Genomic DNA, 22,084 nt, shown 5'->3' on the forward strand with positions numbered 1-22,084 from the left:
TTGATTCGACTAGAGTACGGGTAATAACGCTATAGGCCGTACTTGACCGTTCCGGTTCCCCGCAACAGTCAAGTACGCTGTTAAAGGTCAAAAGCTAGCTCACTATGGAGGCACCGTGAACGCATTGCAAGGTATTGAAGGTCAGCTTGAGTGGCAACAGCTGACAAGTCCTGCTCTTTCCGCAGGTGAAATTCGCATCCAGGTCGCCGCGGCCGGGCTTAATCGCGCCGATCTTCTTCAATTGGCCGGTAACTATCCGCCACCGCCTGGAGCGCCGCAAACCCTCGGTCTGGAGTGTTCCGGTGTTGTGGTCGAAGTTGGTGAGGGAGCCAATTGGAACGTCGGGGATCGTGTCTGTGCTCTGCTGGCCGGTGGTGGTATGGCCAGCGAAGTCGTGGTGAATGCTCAGCATGCGATTCCGGTTCCCGAAGGGCTGTCGATGGCTGAGGCAGCAGCGCTACCTGAGGTCTGGGCAACAGCCTGGTGCAATCTTTTCGAATTGGCAGCCTTGCGACCTGGCGAGAAAGTACTCTTGCATGCAGGGGCCAGCGGCGTAGGTTCTGCCGCCATTCAACTCTGTAAGGCTTTTGATAATCCTTGCTGGGTCAGCGTAGGTTCGGCCGAGCGGCTGGACTATTGCATTTCGCTGGGTGCCGAAGGGGGCGTTGATCGGCACCAGGGGCTGGAAGGACTGCGTGACTTCGGGCCATTCGACGTGATCCTTGATCCGGTAGGCGCAAGCTACGCCGAACTTAATCTGGATGTGCTGCGCCGTGACGGGCGGTGGGTACTGATTGGCCTGATGAGTGGTCGAGAGGCGCAGTTCGATCTGGCAAAGGTGTTGAGCAAGCGCATTAGCCTGATCGGTTCTACGCTGCGTAACCGCGATACGGCGTTCAAAGCCCGATTGATGGCAGAGCTGGCTGCACGGGTCTGGCCGTTGTTTACAGAAGGCAAGCTCAAGCCGAACCTGGAGCGGAAATTTGCTGCCAAGGATGCCGAGGCGGCGTTTGCGGCACTGTCGAGCAACAAGGTGAACGGTAAGGTCGTGATGATCCTCGATGACAGCCTAATCTGATGTCGAGGCTGGCCATGCCGGCATGGCCAGCCTTTGTTTGGCTATTTCCACTCAAGGATTGGCCAACCCCGCCGGCTGGCCTGCTCGCGCAGATAGGGATCGGGATTCACGGCGTGCGGATGCCCAACGCGTTCTAGCAAGGGTAGATCGTTACGTGAGTCAGAGTAGAAACTGGCATCTGCAAGCTCGACCTCCTGATGATCTATCAGCTCGAGAAGGCGCGTCAGCTTGCCTTCTCGATAGGTCAGGACACCTTGAGTACGGCCAGTGTAGACCCCATGGGCCAGTTCCAGGTCGATGGCCAGTATTTCGCTGATCCCCAGTCTACCGGCAATCGGTTCGACCAGATGAGCACCGGACGCCGAAATCAATACGATCCGGTCGCCTCTGGCGCGATGTTCCGCAATGCAGCGGCAGGCATCGCTGAAGATTAGAGGCTCGATCACGTCTTCGACATAGGCGTCAATCTCCGGCTCCAGCTCCTCAGGTGCTCGACCTATGAGCGGCTCCAGGGCGAATGCCATGTATTCTTCCATGGCCAGGGCGCCTTCGGCATATGCCTTCATCAGGGCGGCATCACGCTGGATGAAGGAATCGTCAACCCAGCCGAGTTGGGCCATTCGCTGGCACCACAAGCTGGAGCAGTCACCGTCGATCAGGGTTTCGTCAAGGTCGAAAATAGCGAGGGTCATGCGACTTCTCTTGCGGCTGATGAATCGATCCCCAATGTGACGCGTGAGCCGCACGGGTGCAAGGCAGAGGCATCCTGATTGAGGACATCTACCAGTAGTTCGATCCCCAATGTCTGCACGCGATAGCGAATAACATTGCCTAGCAGCGTATGTCCGACAATCTCGGCACTGGGGCCTTCCGATGCGTTGATCCTGATCGATTCGGGGCGGATCGCCACCTGTTGAGTGAAGTTTCGCCCTAACAGGGTAGAAGCCTGAGCAGGATCCAGAATGTTGTAGTTACCCATGAAGCCTGCTGCAAACAGCGTGGCTGGCGCAGTATAGAGGGTTTCCGCATCGCCACTTTGTACGATGCGGCCCGCTTGCATCAACACGATGCGGTCGGACATTGTCAAGGCTTCTTCCTGATCATGCGTGACAAACAGGGTAGTCAGATTGAGCGCTTGCTGAAGGCTCCGTATCTGTTCTCGTAAATGCTTGCGGATGCGCGCATCCAGTGCCGATAGCGGCTCGTCGAGCAGCAGCAGACGTGGACGAGTGACCAGTGATCGCGCCAGGGCGACACGCTGACATTGCCCTCCCGACAGCTGATGAGGGTAGCGGTCTTCGAACCCCTCGAGTTCTACCAGTTCGATCACTTCGGCGGTGCGCAGGTGTAAAGTTTGGCGATCCACTTTTTGCATCTTCAGGCCGAACGCTACATTTTGCGCGACCGTCATGTTGGGAAACAGCGCATAGCTCTGAAACACCATGGCAATGCCGCGCTTTTGCGGCGGCAGGGTCGCAATATCCTGACCGTCGAGCAGGATGCGTCCACCGTTTACCGAGGTTAAGCCTGCCAGGCAGCGCAGCAAGGTGGATTTGCCGCAGCCGGAAGGTCCTAAAAGCGTAACCAGCTCACCTTGTTCTGCAGAGAAATCGATGTCCTGAAAGATCATGTTCGAGCCGTAGCTCTTATGCAGATGTTCAACGCTTAGAAAGCTCATGATTTATCCCGGCTCAAACCACTGGCGGCCCACGTTACGGTCAGGACGACCAGAAAGTACGAGATGACTAGTGCGCTCGTGAAATGGCCGCTGCCATTGCGCATGTTGTACAGATAGACCTGCAAGGTTTCGTAACGCGCTCCAACAAGAATGTTGGCAAAAACGAATTCGCCAATCAGAAACGAAAATGACAGAAACAGCGCCACCATAAGACCCTTGCGCAGGTTGGGCAGTACCACCAGGAGGGCCGCCCGGAAGGTGCTGGCGCCCAGCAGGTGAGCCGCATCCATCAGGTCATGAATATTCAGTGCCTGCAGATTATTGCTGATGGCTCGGTACATAAACGGCAGGGCGATGGTGAAATAACAGCCGATCAGAATCCATGGTGTGCCTATCAACGGCAAGGGGCCGCCAGCATAGAGTTGCAGCAATCCTACGGAAGACACCACAGGCGGCACGGCGAACGGCAGCAGGATGAACACGTTCATGAGTGCATCGAGCCTGGGGAAGTGGTAGGCGATGACGAACATGAGAGGAAGTACGAGGAAGACGGCCAGTAACAGCGCGCCCACGCAGACGATCAATGAATGCCCGAAGGCGATGAGAAAGCGTGAGTCGCTCCAGAGCGCTACGTACCACTTCAAGGTCAGCCCGCTGGGAAGAAGCGTGGCGGACCATTGTGTTGCCAATGAATACAGCAGGGTGGCAGCGAGCGGCAGTAGAAGAATCAGAAAGAGCAGCCAGACGACCAGGCGATGGTAGAGTGAAACCGACCGGTTAGCGTTTGACATGGTAGCCCCGGCGTAGCAGCCATTGGTGAACGAGGGTAATCACGGCCATGAGCATCACCAGCAGCATGGCAAGGGCGCTTGCGAGGTTCGGATCGAGAAAGATGTCGCCAGAGACCAATGCCGCTATACGGACCGGGACCACATTGAAATTGCCCGTCGTCAGGGCATATACGGTTGCGTAGGCCCCCAGCGCATTGGCCAGTAGAATGATGAATGTACCTAGCAGTGCCGGAGTCAGCACCGGTAGCCCGATATGACGCCAGAAATGCCAGGTATTGGCGCCAAGCAGTGAGGCAGCTTCACGCCAGTCTTCGCGCAGGGCATCAAAGGCAGGGTAGAGCAACAGAACGCCTAGCGGGATCTGGAAGTAGGTATAGATCAGGATCAATCCGCTTTTGGAGTACAGGTTAAAGTCCTCGATCAGCCCGGTCTGCTTGAGCAGCAGGGTCAGGCACCCGTTGAAGCCAAGCAGGATGATGAAGGCGAACGCCAGGGGAATACCGGCAAAATTGCTCGTCATGTTGGCAAAGGCTGTCACGAAATCTCTTAGCTTCGAGTCGACCTGGCGTAGCGAGTAACTGCCCAGAATGGCGATTAGCAGGCCTAACAGGCTGGACCAGACCGAAATCTCCAGTGAAAAGCGTATAGCCTGGCGATAGAAGGGTGATTCAAGGATTTCGGTGAAGTTACCCAGGCCCCAGCCATCCAGATGCTTGAGGCTGTTGATAGCGATCCAGATCAATGGGGCTATCTGAAATGCACAAAAGAAAACTAGAAAGGGCAGAAGGCACAATGTGGCGAGCCATTTGCCTTTCATGCCAGGAGTTCCCGACAAACCGGCTTGTCATGGGCGACACCTAAAAGCTCACAAAGTGTACCGCATAGGTCAGTTTGTACAGGGCTTGCCTCTTGCAGGCTGAAGCCTGTCCCGAACACGAATAACGGGACTTCACGCTCTTCAGGCAGCAGCCCCCCATGGCTGCGGTCATCATTCATGCCATGATCGGCTGTCACCATCACCTGATAGCCCGCCTCCAGCCATACCGGTAAATGGCCGGACAGGCATATATCTGCCACACGTGCGGCGTTTCGATATTGGCTGCTGGAAAGTCCGTATTTGTGGCCAGCATCATCGATATTCATCGAGTGAGCCAGCAGAAAATCAGGGGAATGACGTCGTCTCAAGCTTTCTGCGTCGTCGAAGAGGTGAGAGTCTGGATAGTGATCGGCGTAATAGAAATGGCCGTACTGGATAGGCAGGTCCGGGGCACAGATATGACGGTCCCGTGCGGCATCAAAGGGCGAACGGTTATAAAGTTCGCTGATCCAGTGATAGGCCGCAGCCGCCGTCGTGAGGTAGGCCTCGCGCGCATAATGAAACACGCTGCGCTGGTTCGAAAGCCGAACGACCTGATTGTGCGTAATGCCGCTGTCGACGGGGCGTACCCCTGTGAGAATGCACTCGTAGAGCGGGCGGGAAAGTGACGGCAATTCACACTGCATGGTATAGAGCCGTCCGCGCCCTGCCTGACAGATACCTTGGAGGTAGCCCATGCAGTCACGGGCGACTCCATAGGCCAGACCGTCCAGCACAACCAGGATCGTCTTCATTGGATCACTGCTTCATCTGCATGATCACGTTTTCCTGCCAGAGACGTGGCAGACGCTTGGCTGTTTCTTCCCAGGCCTTGGCATCCGCGATGGGCTTGGCACTGGCATATTGCTCGCTTGGTAACAGTTTAGCTTTTACATCCTCGGGTAGCTGGATATGGTCAGCACGGATGGGGCGGGCATAACCGCGAGCCAAGTTGATCTGGCCAGCATCGGAAAGAATGTATTCACGTGCCAGCTTGGCTGCATTCGGATGCTTGGCATACTTGTTCAGAATCGTGGTGTAGCCGGACGTAATCGAGCCGTCTGAAGGGATGAGCACTTCAAAGCGTGAAGTATCGATCTGATCGCGATAGTTCAATCCGTTGAAGTCCCAAACGATACCCACTTCGACTTCGCCTTTCTCCAAGGTCGAGACGACCGGGTTGGTCATGGACAAACGGCCCTGCTGCGCCAGCTTGCCAAAGTATTCCAGGCCGGGCTTGATGTTCTTTTCGTCACCGCCGTTAGCGTAGGTAGCCGCCAGGACCCCACTCACTGCCTGTGAGGCAGCGCTTACATCACCAATGGCAACCTTGTATTTGCCCTGCAGCAGGTCAGCCCAGCTATGGGGTACATCAGCTACCAGCTGCTTGTTGACGATAAACGCGATGGTGCCGGTATACGCCAGCATCCAGTGACCGTCCTTGTCCTTGGCCCAATCGGGAATCTGCCCCCAGGTGGTGGGCTTGTATGGTTGGGTCACGCCTTTCTCAACGGCAATGGGGCCAAACGAGGCGCCCACATCACCCATATCGGCGGTGGCGTTTTCACCCTCGGCTGCGAATTTGGCTATTTCCTGGGCTGAGCTCATGTCTGTATCCATGTGCTTGAGGCCGTACTTTTTCTGCAGATCGGCCCAAGTGTCCTTCCAGTTGGCCCAGGTGTCAGGCATGCCTACGCTATCAACCTGGCCTTCCTGGCGGGCAGCCTGCTCGAGTGTGTTCATATCCGTGGCGGCCAGGGCCAGGGTGCCATTCAGCGCAAGTGCGCTACCCAACAGTGAAGCAAGCAAGCGTTTCATTGAGCGCTCCTTCGAGGCGTGGTCGATTGGCTGGTCTAGATCAGCAAGACGCAAGCCAATCTACCGCCGAAGGATGACGATTTGATTTCCACCTTGATGGCATCTATGCAGAGGGTTGCCCTAACGACGAATCATGAGCTAACTCGCAGCTTAACGGGGCGGTCATCTAGATAATCTAAGCTGCCACTATTTCTTTCTGGCTCATGCATCCCTGAGCTTTACCGGCTGGACTAGTCCAAATGAGAGCAAGCCCGCACGATGACGCACCAAAAACCGTCACAGCCATCTGCCGCTCATTGGAGGAGCAGATTATGTGTGGTGCGCTTGCGCCCTCCACCAAGCTGCCTGCAGAACGACGTTTGAGCGAGTCGTTTTCAACGACCCGGATTACATTGCGTGAAGCGCTTGGGCAGTTGGAGTCGCAGGGGCTGATTTATCGGGAAGAGCGACGTGGCTGGTTTGTTTCGCCCCCCAGAGTGGCCTACAACCCGCTAGTACGCTCGCATTTTCATGCCATGGTGGCAGGGCAGGGCCGTGTTCCGGCTACCGAAGTCCTCTCGGCTCGGTTGGTGTCTGCTAATGCAACGGTGTGTGGGCTTCTCGAGCTTCCCGAGCGTACAGGCGTCTATCAGATACGGCGAGCCAGGCGTATCGACGGCCGTCTGGTGCTCTATGTGGAGCACTATCTCAACCCGATCTATTTTCCCAATATCCTGCAATTTGACCTGACCCATTCGCTAACCGATCTCTATGCCAGTGAATACGGTATCCGGTATGGGCGTGTTCGTTTCGAAATGCGGCCTACAGCGTTGCATGCGGACGCTGCGCAGGCACTTAAGGTCAGCATGGGAAGCCCGGCGCTGCATATCACACGTATCAACCGCGATCAGCAGGGGCGTCTGATCGATTGCGATCTGGAATACTGGCGGCACGACGCCATTCATGTCAGCGTAGACGTGCCAGAGTAAGGTGAGTGCGGCGCCATGGTTGGCACCGCCTCCGAATGGTTAAGTCAGGCGTAGTTTTCCGGGTTCAACTTACGCTCGATCAGCTCCATAAGGATATGGATGACCTTGATATGCAGCTCTTGGATACGATCGGCATAGTGGCCGCCAGGCGCACAGATGCAGACATCAGCCATGGTTTCGAGCAGGGAGCCTGGTTTGCCGGTTAGTGCAATGACCTTGATGCCTAACGCTTTTGCAGCCTCAGCGGCCTTGAGCACATTGGGACTCTTGCCGCTGGTGCTGATGGCCAGCAAGACATCTCCTTCACGCCCGTGGGACTCGATATAGCGAGAAAAGATGTAGTCGTAGCCAAAGTCATTTGCCACACAGCTGATGTGGCTGGCGTCGCTTATGGAGACGGCAGCAATGCCCGGGCGGTTTTTGCGGTAACGGCCGGTCAGCTCTTCAGCGAAATGCATGGCGTCACACATGGAGCCGCCGTTACCACAGGAGAAGGCCTTGCCCTTGTGCTCGAAGCTTTCAACCAGCAGTTCTGCCGCACGCTCGATATTCCGTAGCGCCTGTTCGTCAGCCAAAAAGTTATCCAGTGCTGTCTTGGCTTCAAGCAGACTGTTGCGGATATGCGTGATCATCGTGCGGTTCCCTCTGCCTTATGGCAGTACATGGCTGGAATAGAAGGCTTTAAGGACTTTCACCAGATAATTCAGGTCATGGCTGCCAGCGAGTTCGCGGATCGAATGCATGGCAAACGTCGGCAGGCCGATATCGACTGTGCGAACGCCCAGTTGGCTGGCAGTAATCGGGCCGATAGTCGAGCCACAACCCATATCGCTGCGGGTCACAAAGCTTTGAACCGGTATTTCATTTTCCAGGCAGAGATGACGGAAAAATCCACCGGTTTCGCTGTTGGTCGCGTAGCGCTGATTGTTATTGATCTTGATGACCGGCCCGGCATTGAGTTTAGGGCCATGATTGCCATCATGCTTCTCGGCATAGTTCGGGTGTACGCCATGGGCGTTATCGGCCGAGATCAAAAGTGAGCGGGCGATGATCCGGGTAAAGTCCTCACCTTCCGGTAGAGCACGGCGCATGACTTGCTCAAGGAACGGGCCGTCTGCGCCACAATGGGAACTCGAGCCCACCTCTTCGTGGTCTGTGCACACCAGCACGCAGCTTTCGTTGCCATCTGCTGACAGCAGCGCTTCCAGACCGGCATAACAGGACAGCAGGTTATCCAGGCGGGCGCCGGCAATGAAGTCTTCATCCAGACCCACCACAGCGGCTTTCTGCACGTCATAGAACGATAGTTCGAAGTCCAGTACCGACTCGGCCAGGATGCCATGCTCCCGCTCCAGTTGCTCGGTCAGCAGCGCACGGAAATCGCGTCGCTCGCTGGCCGGTACCTGCGCCACAATGGGGGGAAGCTCGTTCTGGGCATTGATGGGCCAGCCTTGATTGGCCTCACGGTTCAAATGAATAGCCAGATTCGGAATGATAGCGATCGGACGTTTGAAGTCGATCAGGCGGCTATGCTGAGTGCCGGTCTGGCGAAAGGTGACACGACCTGCCAGGGACAGATCCCGATCGAACCAGGGCGCCATCAGCATACCGCCGTAAACTTCCACACCCAGTTGCCAAAAACCTTGCTTGTAGAGCTCTGGGTTGGGCTTTACGCGTAGGCAGGGGCTATCAGTATGAGCGCCGACCATCCGCAGGCCGTTGCGTAGCGGATCATCACCCAGGCGAAATGCGATCAAGGAGGAGTCATTACGTGTAACGTAGTAACGTCCACTCGGACGAATATGCCAGGTATCCCGCTCATCCAGCCGCTGGAAGCCGGCCTGCTCAAGGCGGCGACTCATCGTGGCGGTAGCATGAAAAGGGGTAGGGGACGAAGCGAGAAAGTCGATCAAACCTTGATTGAGTGTGTCGCGCATGCGGTACTCCTTACGATATGCTCCTAGTCTATCCATTTATGCTGTTAGGGGGCTAACTCAGTTAGTCGATTAACGCGCCACAAGGTCGAAAAGGTGCCAATGCTTGTTGGCTCTTTTTGCCGTATTCCCGGCCCCCTCAGTTTCGTCAAAATGAATCAGCGTCCACCCCGAGAAGAGCGCCAGAGCGGAGGCTCTGTCCAGCACTGTGATGCCTGGGGCAGCCTAACTGTCTCGCGGTCCGAACAATTGACCGGCGAATAGCCCGTTTGGCCGTAACGCCGTGGAAATTGAGTGCCATAAGGTGTTGAAGGACGAGGGCTCGCGAAAGGAAAGCGAGAAACTCGCATTGATCAACTGACATTTGGGCAGCTCCAGTGTCTCGAAGCGCGGTTGCAGCAGTGTAATTCCGGGAAACGAATGCTCAGGCGCTCAGCGCCTCTGCCTGTGCATCAACGGCAATGACATCCCAGCCGCGCGCCAGGAGTTCGAGCGTGTCACGAGCTGTAACACAGCCAAAATCAAGCGCTACTCCAGTGGGACCGTTCCAATGATCCAGCGCACGCAGTAGTGTAGGGCGGGCCGGCTCGTCACCTATGGCGTCGTAATAGCCGGTCCATTTGGGCCTTTTTAAAATGGTGCTGCGCTTTCAAAGCGCATGCGCTCACCTGTTTTGGGATGTGTCAGTGCCAGAAGGCTGGCATGCAGGCACAACCGGGAATGCGCATTCAAGGCGTCTTCATGAGCATAAAGCCGATCACCTAATAGCGGATGACCAATGGACAGCATGTGCACACGGAGCTGGTGGGAGCGTCCCGTAATAGGCGTCAACTCGACCCGGCTGTAATGACCGCAACGTTCCAGGACGCGCCAGAAAGTCAGCGCGTGGCGCCCCAACTCGTGATCGACGACATGCCGTGGCTTGGTCGGTGGATCATACCGCAGTGGTAATTCGATGCGGCCGCTGTCGGCCTCAGGCTCACCCCAGCAAAGCGCGGTATAGGCTTTTTCAGTCTCGCGGTCATGGAACTGGCGAGAGAGTTCACGGTGGCTGTCTGCGTCGCGCGCAAGCACCATGATCCCGGAGGTTTCCCAATCCAGGCGGTGCACAATACGTGCCTCGGGGTAGCCATTCTCCTGGAGGCGGGTTACCAGGCAATCCCTGTTATCTTCGGCTCGACCGGGAACCGAGAGCAGCAGGGTCGGCTTGTCTACTACCAGTAACGCATCGTCCTGGTGGATGAAACGGATATTTGAGAGAGGCATGTCACGTTCAGAAAAGAGCCCATCGGCGGTATGAGCCGCCGATGAATGACCAGCCAGGGATCAACGATCCCGGTCTGGCAGAGTGATGTTCAGTTCCAGAATCGAGCAGCTACCCTGGTTTTCCAATTCCACCTGGATCTGGTCCTGCTCGATCGGTACATATTTGCGGATGACTTCCAGCAGATCTTTCTGCAGCTGAGGCAGGTAGTCAGGCTGGGAGTGACGTCCGCGTTCGTGAGCGACGATGATCTGCAGCCGCTCTTTGGCGATGGAAGCGCTGTTTTGCTTCCTCCGATCGCGAAAGAAAGCAAAGAGGCTCATTCACTCCCCCCAAATAGTCGTTGTAGGAAGCCTTTCTTCTTCACGTCGAGGAAGCGATGAGGCATTTCCTTGCCCAGCAGCCGCTCTACCGCGTCGCTGTAGGCCTGGCCGGCGTCGCTCTGTTCGTCGAGAATGACCGGAATACCCTGGTTCGATGCCTTCAGGACAGCCTGCGACTCAGGAATGACGCCGAGTAGACGGATAGCCAGAATCTCTTCCACATCCTCTACGCCCAACATTTCACCCTTGTTGACGCGCTCTGGGTTGTAGCGGGTCAGAAGCAGGTGCTCCTTGATCGCATCCTCGCCGTTCTCGGCGCGCTTGGATTTGCTGGCGAGCAGGCCAAGCATACGATCCGAGTCACGTACGGAAGAGACTTCTGGGTTGGTCACGACAATGGCTTCATCGGCGTAGTACATGGCCAGATGGGCGCCTTTCTCGATCCCGGCAGGGGAGTCGCAGACAATATATTCGAAGTTACCCTTAAGTTCTTCGATTACCTTGCCGACACCTTCCAGCGTAAGGGCATCCTTGTCACGCGTCTGGCTGGCTGCCAGCACATACAGATTCTCGAGACGCTTGTCTTTGATAAGCGCCTGGGTGAGCGTGGCTTCGTTGTTGATGACGTTTACAAAGTCATACACAACACGACGCTCGCACCCCATGATCAGATCAAGGTTACGTAAACCCACGTCGAAGTCGACGATAACGGTCTTATGCCCGCGCAGGGCCAGACCAGTGCCGATGGCCGCGCTTGTGGTTGTTTTGCCGACACCGCCTTTACCGGAGGTGACTACGAGTACTTTGGCCAAGCTGATTCACCCTAAATTCGAAATAAGCTCACGGAATGAACGGCTGGAGTACCAAAAAATGGCCGCCGGAACACTACACAATACTCGGCTGGACTCCAGACGCCATTCGGGTCTGAAAGCGGTATCGATGACATTACCGCTTCGTAAAAAATTCGCGGCAGTATCCGTTAAAGACGTGTGATGTTCAACACATCTCCAGACAGACTGATCTGAACAGGATTTCCCCACTGGGGATGTCTGCGCAAGTCTTCCGCTACTTTGTATTGTCCAGCAATCGAGACCAGTTCGGCGGTGAGTTGCTGGCAAAAAATTCTTGCTTTTGTGTCGCCCTTCACACCTGCAAGGGCACGACCTCGCATTGGCCCATACACATGAATATTGCCGTCTGCGAGCAATTCAGCTCCCGGACTGACCGAGGATAACACCACCAGGTCACCACCGGGTGCATAAAGCTGCATGCCGCCGCGTACGGGTGCCGTAATGACTTTGGTAGGGTTCACGGCAGGTTCGGCAGGCTTCTCCGGTTCAGGTGCAGGGTCTGCCGCTTTTGCCGGTTCCCGCTCGCGCAGCTCAAGGGCACGCTCGCGCCCTGCACCGCTTGCCGGAGGAAGCACCGGCAGATCGAAATCGTTGGCGGCCCGGATGTCCAGAGGCCGCCTGGCTCGAAGCGCCAGGGTTCGCAGGCCATGGCGGCGACAGAGATCGAGCAGGGCACCCAGGTCAAGCACCTCATCGTCTTCCTCGAGCTTGTCGAGCGATAGAATGAGCGGGGTGTCGTGAAAGAAATTGGGCGCCTGTGCCACCTTCTGTGCCAATTGGCGGTCGAGGCGTGAAAGATCGTTGCGGGAGAGTTCCAGCACGGTAACGGCAAGCATGTTGCCCTTTAGCTGGAATACGGAATCGTTATCGAGAAGATCAACCTGGCTCATGTTGGGACCGCGTGCGTCAGATGCCGAGGACTTATAACGAGATGACAAGCATGTCGCAAGCATGGCTGCTTGCTAACGGTCAGGAATGTAGAATGTACCGTTTAATGTTTACCAGGATGTTTGATGGAACGCCCTCGTTTTCGACCTGCTTTTCTTCATCCCCGTTATTGGCTGCTCTGGCTGGGATTGGGCGTACTCTGGCTGATCGTCCAGCTACCCTATTGCGTACTGCTTCGCCTGGGTCGCGCAATAGGCTGGGTCATACTGCACGTTTCTGCCAGTCGACGCCATATTGCGATGCGCAATCTCGAGTTGTGCTTTCCTCAATTGAGCGAGGCCGAACGTAAGCGTGTGCTCAGGGAAAATTTCGCATCGAACGGTATCGCCTTGATCGAGATGGCCATGAGCTGGTGGTGGCCCAGATCACGCCTGAGTCGGCTCGCTCATATCGAGGGAATCGAGCACCTCCAGCGAGCCCAACAAGAGGGCAAGGGGGTCATCCTGATGGCGTTGCATTTTACGACGCTCGAAATCGGCGCTGCGCTGCTTGGGCAGCGGCATACCATCGACGGAATGTACCGCGAACACAAAAACGCAGTGTTCGATTACGTGCAGCGCAAGGGGCGTGAGCGACATAATCTGGATGCCACTGCCATCGAGCGCGAAGATGTACGAGCCATGTTGAAGGTGCTCAGAGGCGGCCGCGCCATCTGGTACGCACCTGATCAGGACTATGGCGCCAAGCAAAGTATCTTCGTGCCGTTATTCGGAATTCAGGCCGCTACGGTTACTGCTACCACCAAATTTGCACGCCTGGGCCGGGCACTTGTCATGCCCTTTACTCAAGAGCGGCTGGCCGATGGGTCAGGGTACCGCCTGGTTATCCATCCGCCGCTGGAGGACTTCCCGGGTGAGACAGAGGAGACTGACTGCCTAAGAATCAACCAGTGGGTGGAAAAAGAAGTCAGTAAGCTGCCCGAGCAGTACTTATGGGCACACCGTCGCTTCAAGACGCGGCCAGCTGGCGAACCCAAACTGTACGCCAAAAGCGACTAAGTTCCGTCGCGCACCCATGACACGCTATGCTCAAGGCGATGTGTTTAACCTCGGACTCAAGGAAAGGGTGTTGGACGTTACTTCGGCTGTTCCTGTTACAGGGCTGATCCTGTCTGGCGGTGGCGCTCGGGCGGCGTATCAGGTAGGGGTGCTTTCTGCCATTGCTGAGCTGCTGCCTGCGGGTGCGCGCAATCCTTTTCCTGTCATCGTGGGAACATCGGCGGGTGCCATCAATGCAACGGTATTAGCCTGTGGTGCGCTGCAGTTCCAACTGGCCTGTCAGCGCCTGACCCAGGTCTGGCAGAATTTTCATATTGATCAGGTCTACCGCAGTGACTGGCCCGGCGTGATTCGGCAGGCCAGTCACTTCATTGGACAGAATGTCTTTGGTATACGTGGCAAGACGCCAGCGGCATTGCTGGATAATGCACCGTTACGCGCACTGCTAACTCGGGAGCTGGACTTTTCAGGTATTACAGCCGCAGTTAAGGCCCGGCATCTGCGGGCCATAGCCATTACTGCATTTGGGTATGACTCCGGCCACTCGATGACCTTTTACCAGGGGCACGGTGCGATTGATCCCTGGCTGCGTCATCGCCGGGTTGGGTTTCCGACTCGTCTGAATGTCGAGCATCTAATGGCCAGTTCGGCCATTCCGCTTATCTTCCCGGCAGTCAAACTGGGGCGTGAATACCTGGGCGATGGCTCGGTGCGTCAGGCGGCACCTATCAGTCCGGCATTGCACCTGGGGGCTAACCGGGTATTGATCGTGGGCGTCAGCAACAACCCTCACGCCGATGCCTCCCGTTCGGAGGACGCCTCTGCCGCAACCGGTAAGGCGCCTACACTGGCGCAGATTGGCGGGCATCTGCTGAACAGTACGTTTATCGATAGTCTGGAAAGCGACACCGAGGTGCTTGAGCGTATCAACTTGATGAGCCAAATGATTCCGCCCTCGGAGCAGCAGAAGCGTCTTGGTGTAAAGCCGGTTGAAACACTGGTGATCGCACCGAGCGAGCCCTTGGCTGAGATTGCGGGCCGCTTTCGACATGAGCTGCCAGCGTCCCTGCGTTTGTTTCTTCGTGGGCCTGGTGCAACAAAGAAAAGCGGGTCTGCCGTATTGAGCTACCTGCTGTTCGAGGCAGGTTACTGTTCTGAGTTGATCGCACTTGGGCGGCGGGATGCCTTGGCCCAGCGTGATCAACTCATTCAGTTCCTAGGGCTGGAATTGGCCGCTGCTCACTGACCGAACTCGCCGCGCTGATAGTCATGCAGGGCTTGTTCAATCTGCTCACGTGTATTCATCACGAAGGGGCCATATTGAACAATGGGCTCATTCAGCGGCGCGCCTGCAATCAACAACACGCGAGCACCTTGGGCGGATCGAATCCGCAGCTGCCCTTCATCGCTCAGGCGAACCAGCCGATTGGTCGTTACAGGCGCCACGGTATCGCCTTCGACTTCAATCTGTCCTTCATACACATAGAGTAGGGCGCGATGCCCTTCGGGAAGGCGCGGACTGATAGCGCTTTGTGCCGGCATGATGAGGTCGAAATAATAAGGGTCCGTATCCGGCCGCTGCACGGCGCCCAGCTGCTGGTGTTCCCCGTCATCAAAATGGCCAGCAAGCACGACAACTTCAACGCCCTGTGAGGTAGTCAGGCGAGGTACTTCTGCAGGCTCATAGTCACGGTAGCTGGCGGGTCCCATTTTGGTTTTGCCGGGCAGGTTCAGCCACAACTGGAAGCCTCGCATCAGGCCTTCCTGTTGCTCGGGCATTTCGCTGTGAATGATACCGCGAGCAGCCGTCATCCACTGCAGGCCACCAGGCTTCAGAAGACCTTGGTTGCCCAGGTGATCCTCGTGGCGCATACGACCTTCGAGCATGTAGGTGACGGTCTCGAAGCCGCGGTGAGGGTGGGCTGGAAAACCACCGATATAGTCATCTGCATTGGCTGTATCAAACTGGTCCAGCATGAGAAAAGGATCGAAGCGCTCAACGCCCTGGCCGGCAAATACTCGCGTCATGCGTACGCCCGCGCCATCAGAAGCGGGCTGGCCTGTATGCAATTCAAGAACGTTGCGGTACATGATTCGTGCTCTCCAAGCGGCCAGACAAGGTGTCTGATCTCTAGATGAGGTCATAATACTTCATTTATTTTAATCTATTTATCCATATTATATGTATTTCATATCTAATAATATGATGCTTTTGGTTGGAAAGAAGCCGGCATGAGGCCGGCTTCTTTCTTATTCCTTTATTTGAAGCTTACGTGCTTCGGTATAGACGTAACGGACCTTTTCGTACTCAAACGGCGAGTTGAGCTGCCCATACCGGAAGTTGGTGATGTAACGTAGGTTGATACCGCGTAACAGTAGAATCTCCGGGTGACGGCCGCTTTCCTCATTTACATTCAGATAGTTGATCTGATTCTCGGCCAGGGTATCTACCGCAAAACCGCTGGCATCACGCAGATTGGACGGACCCAGTAACGGCAATACCAGATAAGGGCCGCTGGGAACACCATAAAAACCCAGCGTCTGGCCAAAGTCTTCGGATTGCTTGGCTAGTCCCATGCGCGTAGCGGGGTCCCACAGGCCAAAGACGCCGATAGTAGTATTTAGCAGCAGACGCCCCGTGGTATTCAGAGCCCTTTTACCCTTGAGTTGCAGCGTGCTGTTCAGCAGATTGCTGATGTCACCCAGGTTGCTGAAGAAATTGCTAACGCCACTTCGCACGAAGCCCGGCGTGACCCGACGATAGCCATTGACGACAGGTAATAGTACCCATTCATCCAGGCGGTAGTTGAAGTGGTAGACACGGCGGTTCCAGGACTCCAGTGGGTCATAGACATCCAGCGCATTGAGCGACGCCCGCTCGAACTCGCGCTGATCCAGGCCAGGGTTGAATTTCAGCGTGGACAAGGGGTTGGTAAACCCGTCTGCGCCTACGGGTGAAGGTGATAAAGTTGACGAATCCGTATCGGCGAAAGCGTAAGCGCTAGCCAGTAAGGGAAGCAGGCAGAGGAATTTAGCCACGGGCGAAGAACTCCAGCATGGCGTCGGCGTTGACGCGATAATTGAGATTGCCGCAATGCCCGCCCAGCGGGTAAAGGGTCAGGCGATTACCGAACGTACGACGTAGGAAGCCGATATCACCAGGACCAAGAATCAAGTCATCTGCGTTGTGCATCACGCCGATCTTGTCGCTCTCCTTGAGATAGCCTTCCAATGCCGTCAGGCTGGATTGCCTGGCCAGTTCAGCCAGGCTGGTGCCCTTGGTCGTCCGTTCCCAGAAGGGTAAGAGCTGGTCATACATGTAGCAGTCAAAATCGCATTGCAGGGCGCGAGCAAAGAAGCGCGACAGGCTGGTCCCCTGATCGATCGGGTAGTCGGGCGGTGTGATCAAGCCACGACGGTTGATCAAATCGGATGTAAAGGCAATGTCTGCCGCTGAAAAGCGGAACGATGTACCAATCAGCATCGCCATTTCTTCATTGCTCAAGCGTTGGGGCGACTGCTGAAAATCGAAAAGCAGGGCTTCATTGAGATCAACATGGCCTTTCTGCTGGAAGTAACGGGTCAGCTTTGCCAGGACTAGCTCGTAAAACGTCCGGTTGTTGGTTATCCCATTGACTTGGGTCTGAACCAGTCGATCGAGGTTGCGTACCGAGGTCAACAGATTGACCGGCGGATTGAGCAGCAAGACACGAGAGAAGTTGAAGCTGCGCTGGCTCTCGTCGAGCTTGCTAACGAACGCTGCATCCAGTGCGCCCAGGCTGTAACCGGTAAGAAAGTACTTGGTTACAGGCAGTTTGGGGTGCTGCGCGCGAACGGCCTGCATGACGCGATAGAGGTCTTCTGCATCGCCAGGGGTGTAGCCGGGCGTAGCCTGCCGGGAGGCCGCTGCCATGAAGTCGTAGCTGGTGGGTGAGGAAAGCTGAACGACATGGTAACCCGCGCTGTAATACAGGCGCTTGAGGTACTCCGGTGTGCTGGATGAGTAGTTGGCGCCGGTTCCGGCAATGATGAAGATCAGCGGCGCCGGATGATCCTGCATCGCCAGACGATAGTGCAGCTTCTTGACCGGCCAGAAGTTATCCGGAAGTTCGTACTCCCGTTCAGGCCGCAAGTTGATGCTGTAGTCTTTCTGGTCAATTTCCAGATCAGTAGGCAGCAGTGGCTGTAATTCCAGCGGCGTGGAGGTGATAGTGGCTTCGAAGGGGTTGGTCAATGGGTAGCCATAGGTGGCAGCGTCAATATCAGCTGCGACACCACGGCCGGAAAGACCAAGCAAGAGCGCACCCAGGAGAGCTGTGATGCGCAACGGGCTAAGCATAAGGAGAATCCTTTCGCAGGGTTGCTTATTGGAATAAGCCTATGACCACAGCCTGATAATAAGGTGCGCTGTGCTTGTTGGTTCTCTATCAAATTGTGCGTTCGGCCAGATTGGTCAGGGTTTCGCCTGTTACTCGATTGACTGTCCATTCATCCATTGAGATGGCGCCCAGGCTGCGATAGAACTGGATCGCAGGCTCGTTCCAATCCAGCACGGACCACTCCAGACGCCCACAATTACGCTCTACTGCCAGCCGTGCCAGGCTGATAAGCAGTGCCTTTCCGAGGCCTTCACCACGCGCAGCAGGGCTGACATAGAGATCTTCCAGATAGATACCCGGCTTGGCGAGCCATGTTGAGTAATTGTGAAAGAACAGGGCAAAGCCGGTAGGCGTCCCGTCTATTTCTCCAATAAGCACCTCGGCGTAACGGCGCTCACCAAACAGTGTCGCGCGCAAGCTGTCTTCAGTCGCCATGACCTGCTCAGGCATTTTCTCGTAGTCGGCCAGCTCTTTGATGAAAGTCAGGATGTGCGAAACGTCAGCGTCAGTAGCTGGGCGGATATTCAGGCGGGACATGTGAAAACCTCGACATCGAAAGCGCTAAGCATGCCGAGGCTATTTCCTGGAGGCAATAGAGGTGCCATTTCATTGCGGGTGTCGCATATGGCGGTTGCTCAGGTCGCTCTCAGGGCAGTCCCGTTTTCGTCGCCCTTGAAGATAAGGATGGCGCAGTGATGCCGTTTTCAAAAAGGGGACAGAGGATGCGAATGTTTCGAAAGGTAGTAGGCCTGGGTATGGTGCTCTTCCTGTCGGCAATGGCCAATCTGGCTATGGCGGCCAAGCCAACGGTAACCATTGGCTATGTAGATGGATGGGCCGACAGCGTTGCGACCACCTTCACGGCGGCCGAAGTCATTCGTCAGCAGCTGGGGTACGAAGTCAAGCTGATGCCGGTTGCAGCAGGGATCATGTGGCAAGGCGTTGCACGGGGCAAGCTGGACGCCATGCTCTCGGCATGGTTGCCTGGGACCCATGGTTCCTATTATGAAAAGATGAAGAATGATGTTGCCGACCTGAACGTGAACACACCGGACGCCAAGATCGGCCTGATCGTTCCTGAGTACGTAAAAGCCTCCAGTATTGCCGATCTGGCCGCCCAGAAAAGCGATTTTGGTGGGCGCATCGTAGGCATTGATGCCGGGGCGGGCGTCATGATCAAGACCGAGGAGGCGATCAAGGCCTATGATCTGGATTACAAGCTGGTGGCAAGCTCCGGCAGTGGAATGATTGCCGAGCTGATACGTGCGGAGCGAGACCAGAAGCCAGTTGCAGTCACGGGCTGGATTCCTCATTGGATGTTTGCCAAGTGGAAGCTCAAGTTTCTGGATGACCCCAAGGGCGTCTATGGCGGCTCCGAGCAGGTACGTACCATGGCTAATCCAGGACTGGAAAAAAAGGCCAAGCCGGTATGGGATTTCCTGAAAAAATTCTCCTGGCAGCCGGGAGAGGTCAATGAAGTCATGCTGGCCATTGAAGAGGGAAAAAAGCCTGAGCAGGCTGCAAAAGATTGGTTGAAAGCCCATCCTGACCGGGTCAAGAGCTGGCTCTAGACGGTAAGGTAAAAGCCCCGCGTTTGCGGGGCTTTTCATTTAACCAATGGTTACTGGCGGAAGCGTGCTCAATTCGATGCTCAATGCTTTTTTGGGGGCGAGCACCTCAGCTTCCCCATCAACCACTTGCTCATCGTTCTGATTGAAGACCCGTGTAGCCAGGCGCACCCGATTTTTCGGCAGCTTTTCCAGCACCTCGATCTCGACCTTTAGCGTGTCGCCTAACTTGACCGGCTTGTTAAAGCTCAAGGTTTGTCCTAGATAAATGGAACCTGGCCCGGGCAGTTCACAGGCAATGGCAGCGCTGATCAGCGCACCGCTCAACATGCCATGGGCAATCTGCTCACGAAAGACACTCTTGGCGGCATACTCGGCGTCCAGGTGTACTGGATTTCGGTCACCGGAAACCTCGGCAAATAAGAGCAGGTCACGCTCTTCGATGGTACGGCTGACAGAGGCTTTCTGGCCTACCTCCAAGGCTTCGTATGGGATATTGTCGGTCATGCTTGAAAGAGATCTCGTATTCTATTGTTACGGTAAGGGCGGCCGATGCTAATGGGACCGGCGCCCAATGTTAAATTCAAGGACGCCAGGTTACGGCGATACGGCACGTTCTCTGCTATTTCAGCAGGTTATGACGGAGTATTATGAGTTTGTCTAATTACCGCTCGTGACCATAAATCTTTTTTTAGTCATTTTCGTTACCAAGAGTCCGCTTTTCGGTGCTGGTGGAGACCTGTCAAAGCTGATAATCTCGGCTCGCCTTCATCGTATGAGTAGGCGATACAATCACAACAAGATCACGTTGTCGCTTAGGAGTGGGCTTCCATGACCCCGAATTTCTGGAAGGACAAATATCCGGACGGTATCGCTTCCGAGATCGACCCTGATCGTTATCCTAATGTCCAGACGGTCCTCAGGGAGTCCTGTGAGCGTTTCGCCGACAAGATTGCCTTCAGCAATTTAGGGCAGACCCTCACGTATCGTGAGCTGTATAGCCTGTCTGGGCAGTTTGCGGCTTATCTTCAGAATCATACCGATCTCAAGCCGGGCGACAGGATCGCCATACAGCTTCCCAATGTTCTGCAATACCCGATTGCCGTCTTTGGTGCTATGCGTGCGGGGCTGATCGTCGTCAATACGAACCCGCTGTATACCGCGCGTGAGATGCAGCACCAATTCAAGGACGCCGGTGCGCTGGCGCTGGTGTGTCTGGCCAACATGGCTCACCTTGCCGAGCAGGTCTTGCCCAATACGCAGATTCGCCATGTCATCATTACGGAAGTAGGTGACATGCTGCCTCCGCTCAAGCGCCTGGTGGTCAATAGCGTAGTCAAATACGTAAAGAAAATGGTCCCGGCCTACCGGTTGCCTCAGGCTGTGAAGTTCACGACTGCACTTGCCAAGGGGCGCCAGGGTGCTCTCAAGGAAAGCCAGCCGCACGGAGATGATGTCGCTGTGCTGCAGTACACCGGAGGTACTACAGGTATTGCCAAGGGCGCCATGCTGACGCACCGGAACCTGCTGGCCAATATGCTGCAGTGTCAGGTTCTGATGGCCTCGAATATGAAAGAAGGCCGCGAGATTGTAATCGCGCCGCTGCCGCTGTATCACATCTATGCGTTCACTTTTCATTGCATGGCGATGATGCTTCTGGGCAACCACAACGTGCTGATCACTAATCCACGTGACTTGCCTACAATGATCAAGGACCTGTCCAAGTGGAAGTTCACGGGGTTCGTCGGGCTCAATACGCTATTTGTGGCGTTGTGTAATAATGAGGCCTTCCGCGCCTTGGATTTCTCTGCTCTGAAGGTAACGCTTTCTGGCGGTATGGCCTTGCAGCACGCGGTTGCCGAGCGCTGGGAGCAGGTAACCGGATGTGGCGTCTGTGAAGGGTACGGCATGACCGAGACCAGTCCTGTCGTCAGTGTGAACCCTATCCAGCATCGACGCATTGGCACCATCGGTATCCCGGTACCCTCTACGGACTGTAAGGTAGTGGATGAGGATGGCGTTGCCCAGCCGTTCGGGCAGCCTGGTGAGCTCTGTGTCCAGGGCCCTCAGGTCATGAAGGGGTACTGGAACCGCCCCGAGGCGACTGCCGAGGTATTGAGTCCGGAAGGTTGGCTGCGTACCGGTGATATCGCAGTAATCGATCCAGACGGATATATCCGAATCGTGGATCGTAAAAAGGATATGATTCTGGTTTCCGGATTCAACGTGTATCCGAACGAACTGGAGGATGTACTGGCTCAGCTACCAGGCGTCCTGCAGTGTGCAGCGATTGGCGTGCCGGATGAAAAGGCGGGCGAGCAGATCAAGGTATTCGTTGTACCTAAGCCTGGTGCCTCCCTGACGACCGAGCAGGTGCTCAAGCACATGCACGATAATTTGACAGGCTATAAACGACCCAGGCAGGTCGAGTTCCGAGACAGTCTGCCTACGACAAATGTCGGCAAGATTCTGCGCCGCGAATTGCGTGATGCCGAGCTGAAAAAGCTCAAGGCCTGATCGGCTTTTCCTGCACAGAGCCCCGACTTTCGGGGCTTTGTCGTTTTCGTTTGGGCAAACCTGCGACAATGCCCATCTCTCTCTTTATAAGGTGCCTGAACTGGCGAACCGAG

General features: G+C 55.7%; 23 protein-coding genes. 6 read left to right on the top strand and 17 right to left on the bottom strand.

Annotation, left to right across the window (positions count from 1 at the left end; translation table 11 throughout):
- The first annotated feature begins 115 nt into the window (after positions 1-115).
- Positions 116-1,078, top strand: a complete 963-nt coding sequence (locus tag B3729_RS07690; protein WP_177411897.1) for an NAD(P)H-quinone oxidoreductase — start codon at positions 116-118, stop codon at positions 1,076-1,078.
- A gap of 41 nt (positions 1,079-1,119) precedes the next feature.
- Here the strand turns inward: B3729_RS07690 and B3729_RS07695 are convergent, their stop codons facing one another.
- Genes B3729_RS07695 through B3729_RS07720 form a run of 6 tightly spaced genes read right to left on the bottom strand, consistent with a single transcriptional unit; the run spans position 1,120 to position 6,221 of the window.
- Complete coding sequence (locus B3729_RS07695) at positions 1,120-1,770, bottom strand: HAD family hydrolase (protein WP_286787535.1); 651 nt, start codon at positions 1,768-1,770, stop codon at positions 1,120-1,122.
- On the bottom strand, positions 1,767-2,756 hold the full coding sequence (locus B3729_RS07700; protein WP_125888224.1) for an ABC transporter ATP-binding protein: 990 nt from the start codon (positions 2,754-2,756) through the stop codon (positions 1,767-1,769). Before B3729_RS07700 ends, B3729_RS07695 begins: the two co-directional genes overlap by 4 nt.
- A complete protein-coding gene (locus B3729_RS07705; RefSeq protein WP_010795137.1) occupies positions 2,753-3,547 on the bottom strand; it encodes an ABC transporter permease in 795 nt (264 codons plus the stop codon). The genes B3729_RS07700 and B3729_RS07705 overlap by 4 nt, the downstream gene beginning before the upstream one ends.
- Complete coding sequence (locus B3729_RS07710; RefSeq protein ID WP_286787536.1) at positions 3,534-4,364, bottom strand: ABC transporter permease; 831 nt, start codon at positions 4,362-4,364, stop codon at positions 3,534-3,536. The genes B3729_RS07705 and B3729_RS07710 overlap by 14 nt, the downstream gene beginning before the upstream one ends.
- Entirely contained in the window at positions 4,361-5,158 is a 798-nt protein-coding gene (locus B3729_RS07715; protein ID WP_286787537.1) for an alkaline phosphatase family protein, read from the bottom strand. The genes B3729_RS07710 and B3729_RS07715 overlap by 4 nt, the downstream gene beginning before the upstream one ends.
- Before the next feature lie 4 nt (positions 5,159-5,162).
- Positions 5,163-6,221, bottom strand: a complete 1,059-nt coding sequence (locus B3729_RS07720; RefSeq protein WP_286787538.1) for an ABC transporter substrate-binding protein — start codon at positions 6,219-6,221, stop codon at positions 5,163-5,165.
- Between the two features lie 239 nt (positions 6,222-6,460).
- Here B3729_RS07720 and B3729_RS07725 point away from each other — a divergent pair, with 239 nt between their 5' ends.
- Positions 6,461-7,189, top strand: coding sequence for a UTRA domain-containing protein (locus B3729_RS07725; protein ID WP_037029642.1), 729 nt, complete (start codon positions 6,461-6,463; stop codon positions 7,187-7,189).
- A gap of 44 nt (positions 7,190-7,233) precedes the next feature.
- Here the strand turns inward: B3729_RS07725 and lpcA are convergent, their stop codons facing one another.
- The 6 genes from lpcA to minC form a co-directional block, all read right to left on the bottom strand.
- Positions 7,234-7,821: a D-sedoheptulose 7-phosphate isomerase gene (gene lpcA / locus B3729_RS07730; RefSeq protein ID WP_010795132.1), complete on the bottom strand. Its 588-nt coding sequence runs from the start codon at positions 7,819-7,821 to the stop codon at positions 7,234-7,236.
- 18 nt (positions 7,822-7,839) lie between these two features.
- Complete coding sequence (locus tag B3729_RS07735; RefSeq protein WP_286787539.1) at positions 7,840-9,126, bottom strand: M18 family aminopeptidase; 1,287 nt, start codon at positions 9,124-9,126, stop codon at positions 7,840-7,842.
- A gap of 627 nt (positions 9,127-9,753) precedes the next feature.
- Complete coding sequence (locus B3729_RS07740; protein WP_019367149.1) at positions 9,754-10,389, bottom strand: RluA family pseudouridine synthase; 636 nt, start codon at positions 10,387-10,389, stop codon at positions 9,754-9,756.
- Between the two features lie 60 nt (positions 10,390-10,449).
- Positions 10,450-10,710, bottom strand: coding sequence for a cell division topological specificity factor MinE (gene minE, locus B3729_RS07745; RefSeq protein WP_010795129.1), 261 nt, complete (start codon positions 10,708-10,710; stop codon positions 10,450-10,452).
- Positions 10,707-11,522, bottom strand: coding sequence for a septum site-determining protein MinD (minD, locus tag B3729_RS07750; protein ID WP_010795128.1), 816 nt, complete (start codon positions 11,520-11,522; stop codon positions 10,707-10,709). The genes minE and minD overlap by 4 nt, the downstream gene beginning before the upstream one ends.
- Positions 11,523-11,689: 167 nt before the next feature.
- Positions 11,690-12,451 (bottom strand): septum site-determining protein MinC, encoded by a 762-nt coding sequence (gene minC / locus B3729_RS07755; RefSeq protein ID WP_074824478.1) that lies wholly within the window; start codon positions 12,449-12,451, stop codon positions 11,690-11,692.
- 123 nt (positions 12,452-12,574) lie between these two features.
- On the opposite strand from minC, the gene B3729_RS07760 reads away from it, so the two are divergent.
- A complete protein-coding gene (locus B3729_RS07760; RefSeq protein ID WP_286787540.1) occupies positions 12,575-13,507 on the top strand; it encodes a lipid A biosynthesis lauroyl acyltransferase in 933 nt (310 codons plus the stop codon).
- A 16-nt stretch (positions 13,508-13,523) separates the two neighbouring features.
- The gene (locus B3729_RS07765) at positions 13,524-14,753 is read left to right on the top strand and encodes a patatin-like phospholipase family protein (RefSeq protein WP_286787541.1); all 1,230 of its coding nucleotides are present in this window, start codon (positions 13,524-13,526) and stop codon (positions 14,751-14,753) included.
- Here B3729_RS07765 and B3729_RS07770 read toward each other — a convergent pair.
- The 4 genes from B3729_RS07770 to B3729_RS07785 all read right to left on the bottom strand — a co-directional run bounded on the left by B3729_RS07770 (position 14,747) and on the right by B3729_RS07785 (position 18,423).
- A complete protein-coding gene (locus B3729_RS07770; protein WP_286787542.1) occupies positions 14,747-15,598 on the bottom strand; it encodes a pirin family protein in 852 nt (283 codons plus the stop codon). The genes B3729_RS07765 and B3729_RS07770 overlap by 7 nt on opposite strands.
- 159 nt (positions 15,599-15,757) lie before the next feature.
- Positions 15,758-16,546: an MlaA family lipoprotein gene (locus B3729_RS07775; protein WP_010795123.1), complete on the bottom strand. Its 789-nt coding sequence runs from the start codon at positions 16,544-16,546 to the stop codon at positions 15,758-15,760.
- Positions 16,539-17,846 (bottom strand): serine/threonine protein kinase, encoded by a 1,308-nt coding sequence (locus B3729_RS07780; RefSeq protein ID WP_074824467.1) that lies wholly within the window; start codon positions 17,844-17,846, stop codon positions 16,539-16,541. The genes B3729_RS07775 and B3729_RS07780 overlap by 8 nt, the downstream gene beginning before the upstream one ends.
- Positions 17,847-17,934: 88 nt before the next feature.
- Positions 17,935-18,423, bottom strand: a complete 489-nt coding sequence (locus B3729_RS07785; RefSeq protein ID WP_286787543.1) for a GNAT family N-acetyltransferase — start codon at positions 18,421-18,423, stop codon at positions 17,935-17,937.
- 185 nt (positions 18,424-18,608) lie between these two features.
- Between B3729_RS07785 and B3729_RS07790 the strand changes: the two genes are divergently transcribed.
- A complete protein-coding gene (locus tag B3729_RS07790) occupies positions 18,609-19,457 on the top strand; it encodes a glycine betaine ABC transporter substrate-binding protein (RefSeq protein WP_026004140.1) in 849 nt (282 codons plus the stop codon).
- A 39-nt stretch (positions 19,458-19,496) separates the two neighbouring features.
- On the opposite strand, the gene B3729_RS07795 is transcribed toward B3729_RS07790, so the two are convergent.
- A complete protein-coding gene (locus B3729_RS07795; protein WP_074824462.1) occupies positions 19,497-19,961 on the bottom strand; it encodes a MaoC family dehydratase in 465 nt (154 codons plus the stop codon).
- Between the two features lie 324 nt (positions 19,962-20,285).
- Here B3729_RS07795 and fadD1 point away from each other — a divergent pair, with 324 nt between their 5' ends.
- On the top strand, positions 20,286-21,971 hold the full coding sequence (gene fadD1, locus B3729_RS07800; protein WP_019367141.1) for a long-chain-fatty-acid--CoA ligase FadD1: 1,686 nt from the start codon (positions 20,286-20,288) through the stop codon (positions 21,969-21,971).
- Positions 21,972-22,084: the final 113 nt, after the last annotated feature.

Source organism: Pseudomonas sp. UBA3149, from assembly GCF_002364655.1.
In the GTDB taxonomy this organism is placed as follows: Bacteria; Pseudomonadota; Gammaproteobacteria; order Pseudomonadales; family Pseudomonadaceae; genus Chryseomonas; species Chryseomonas luteola.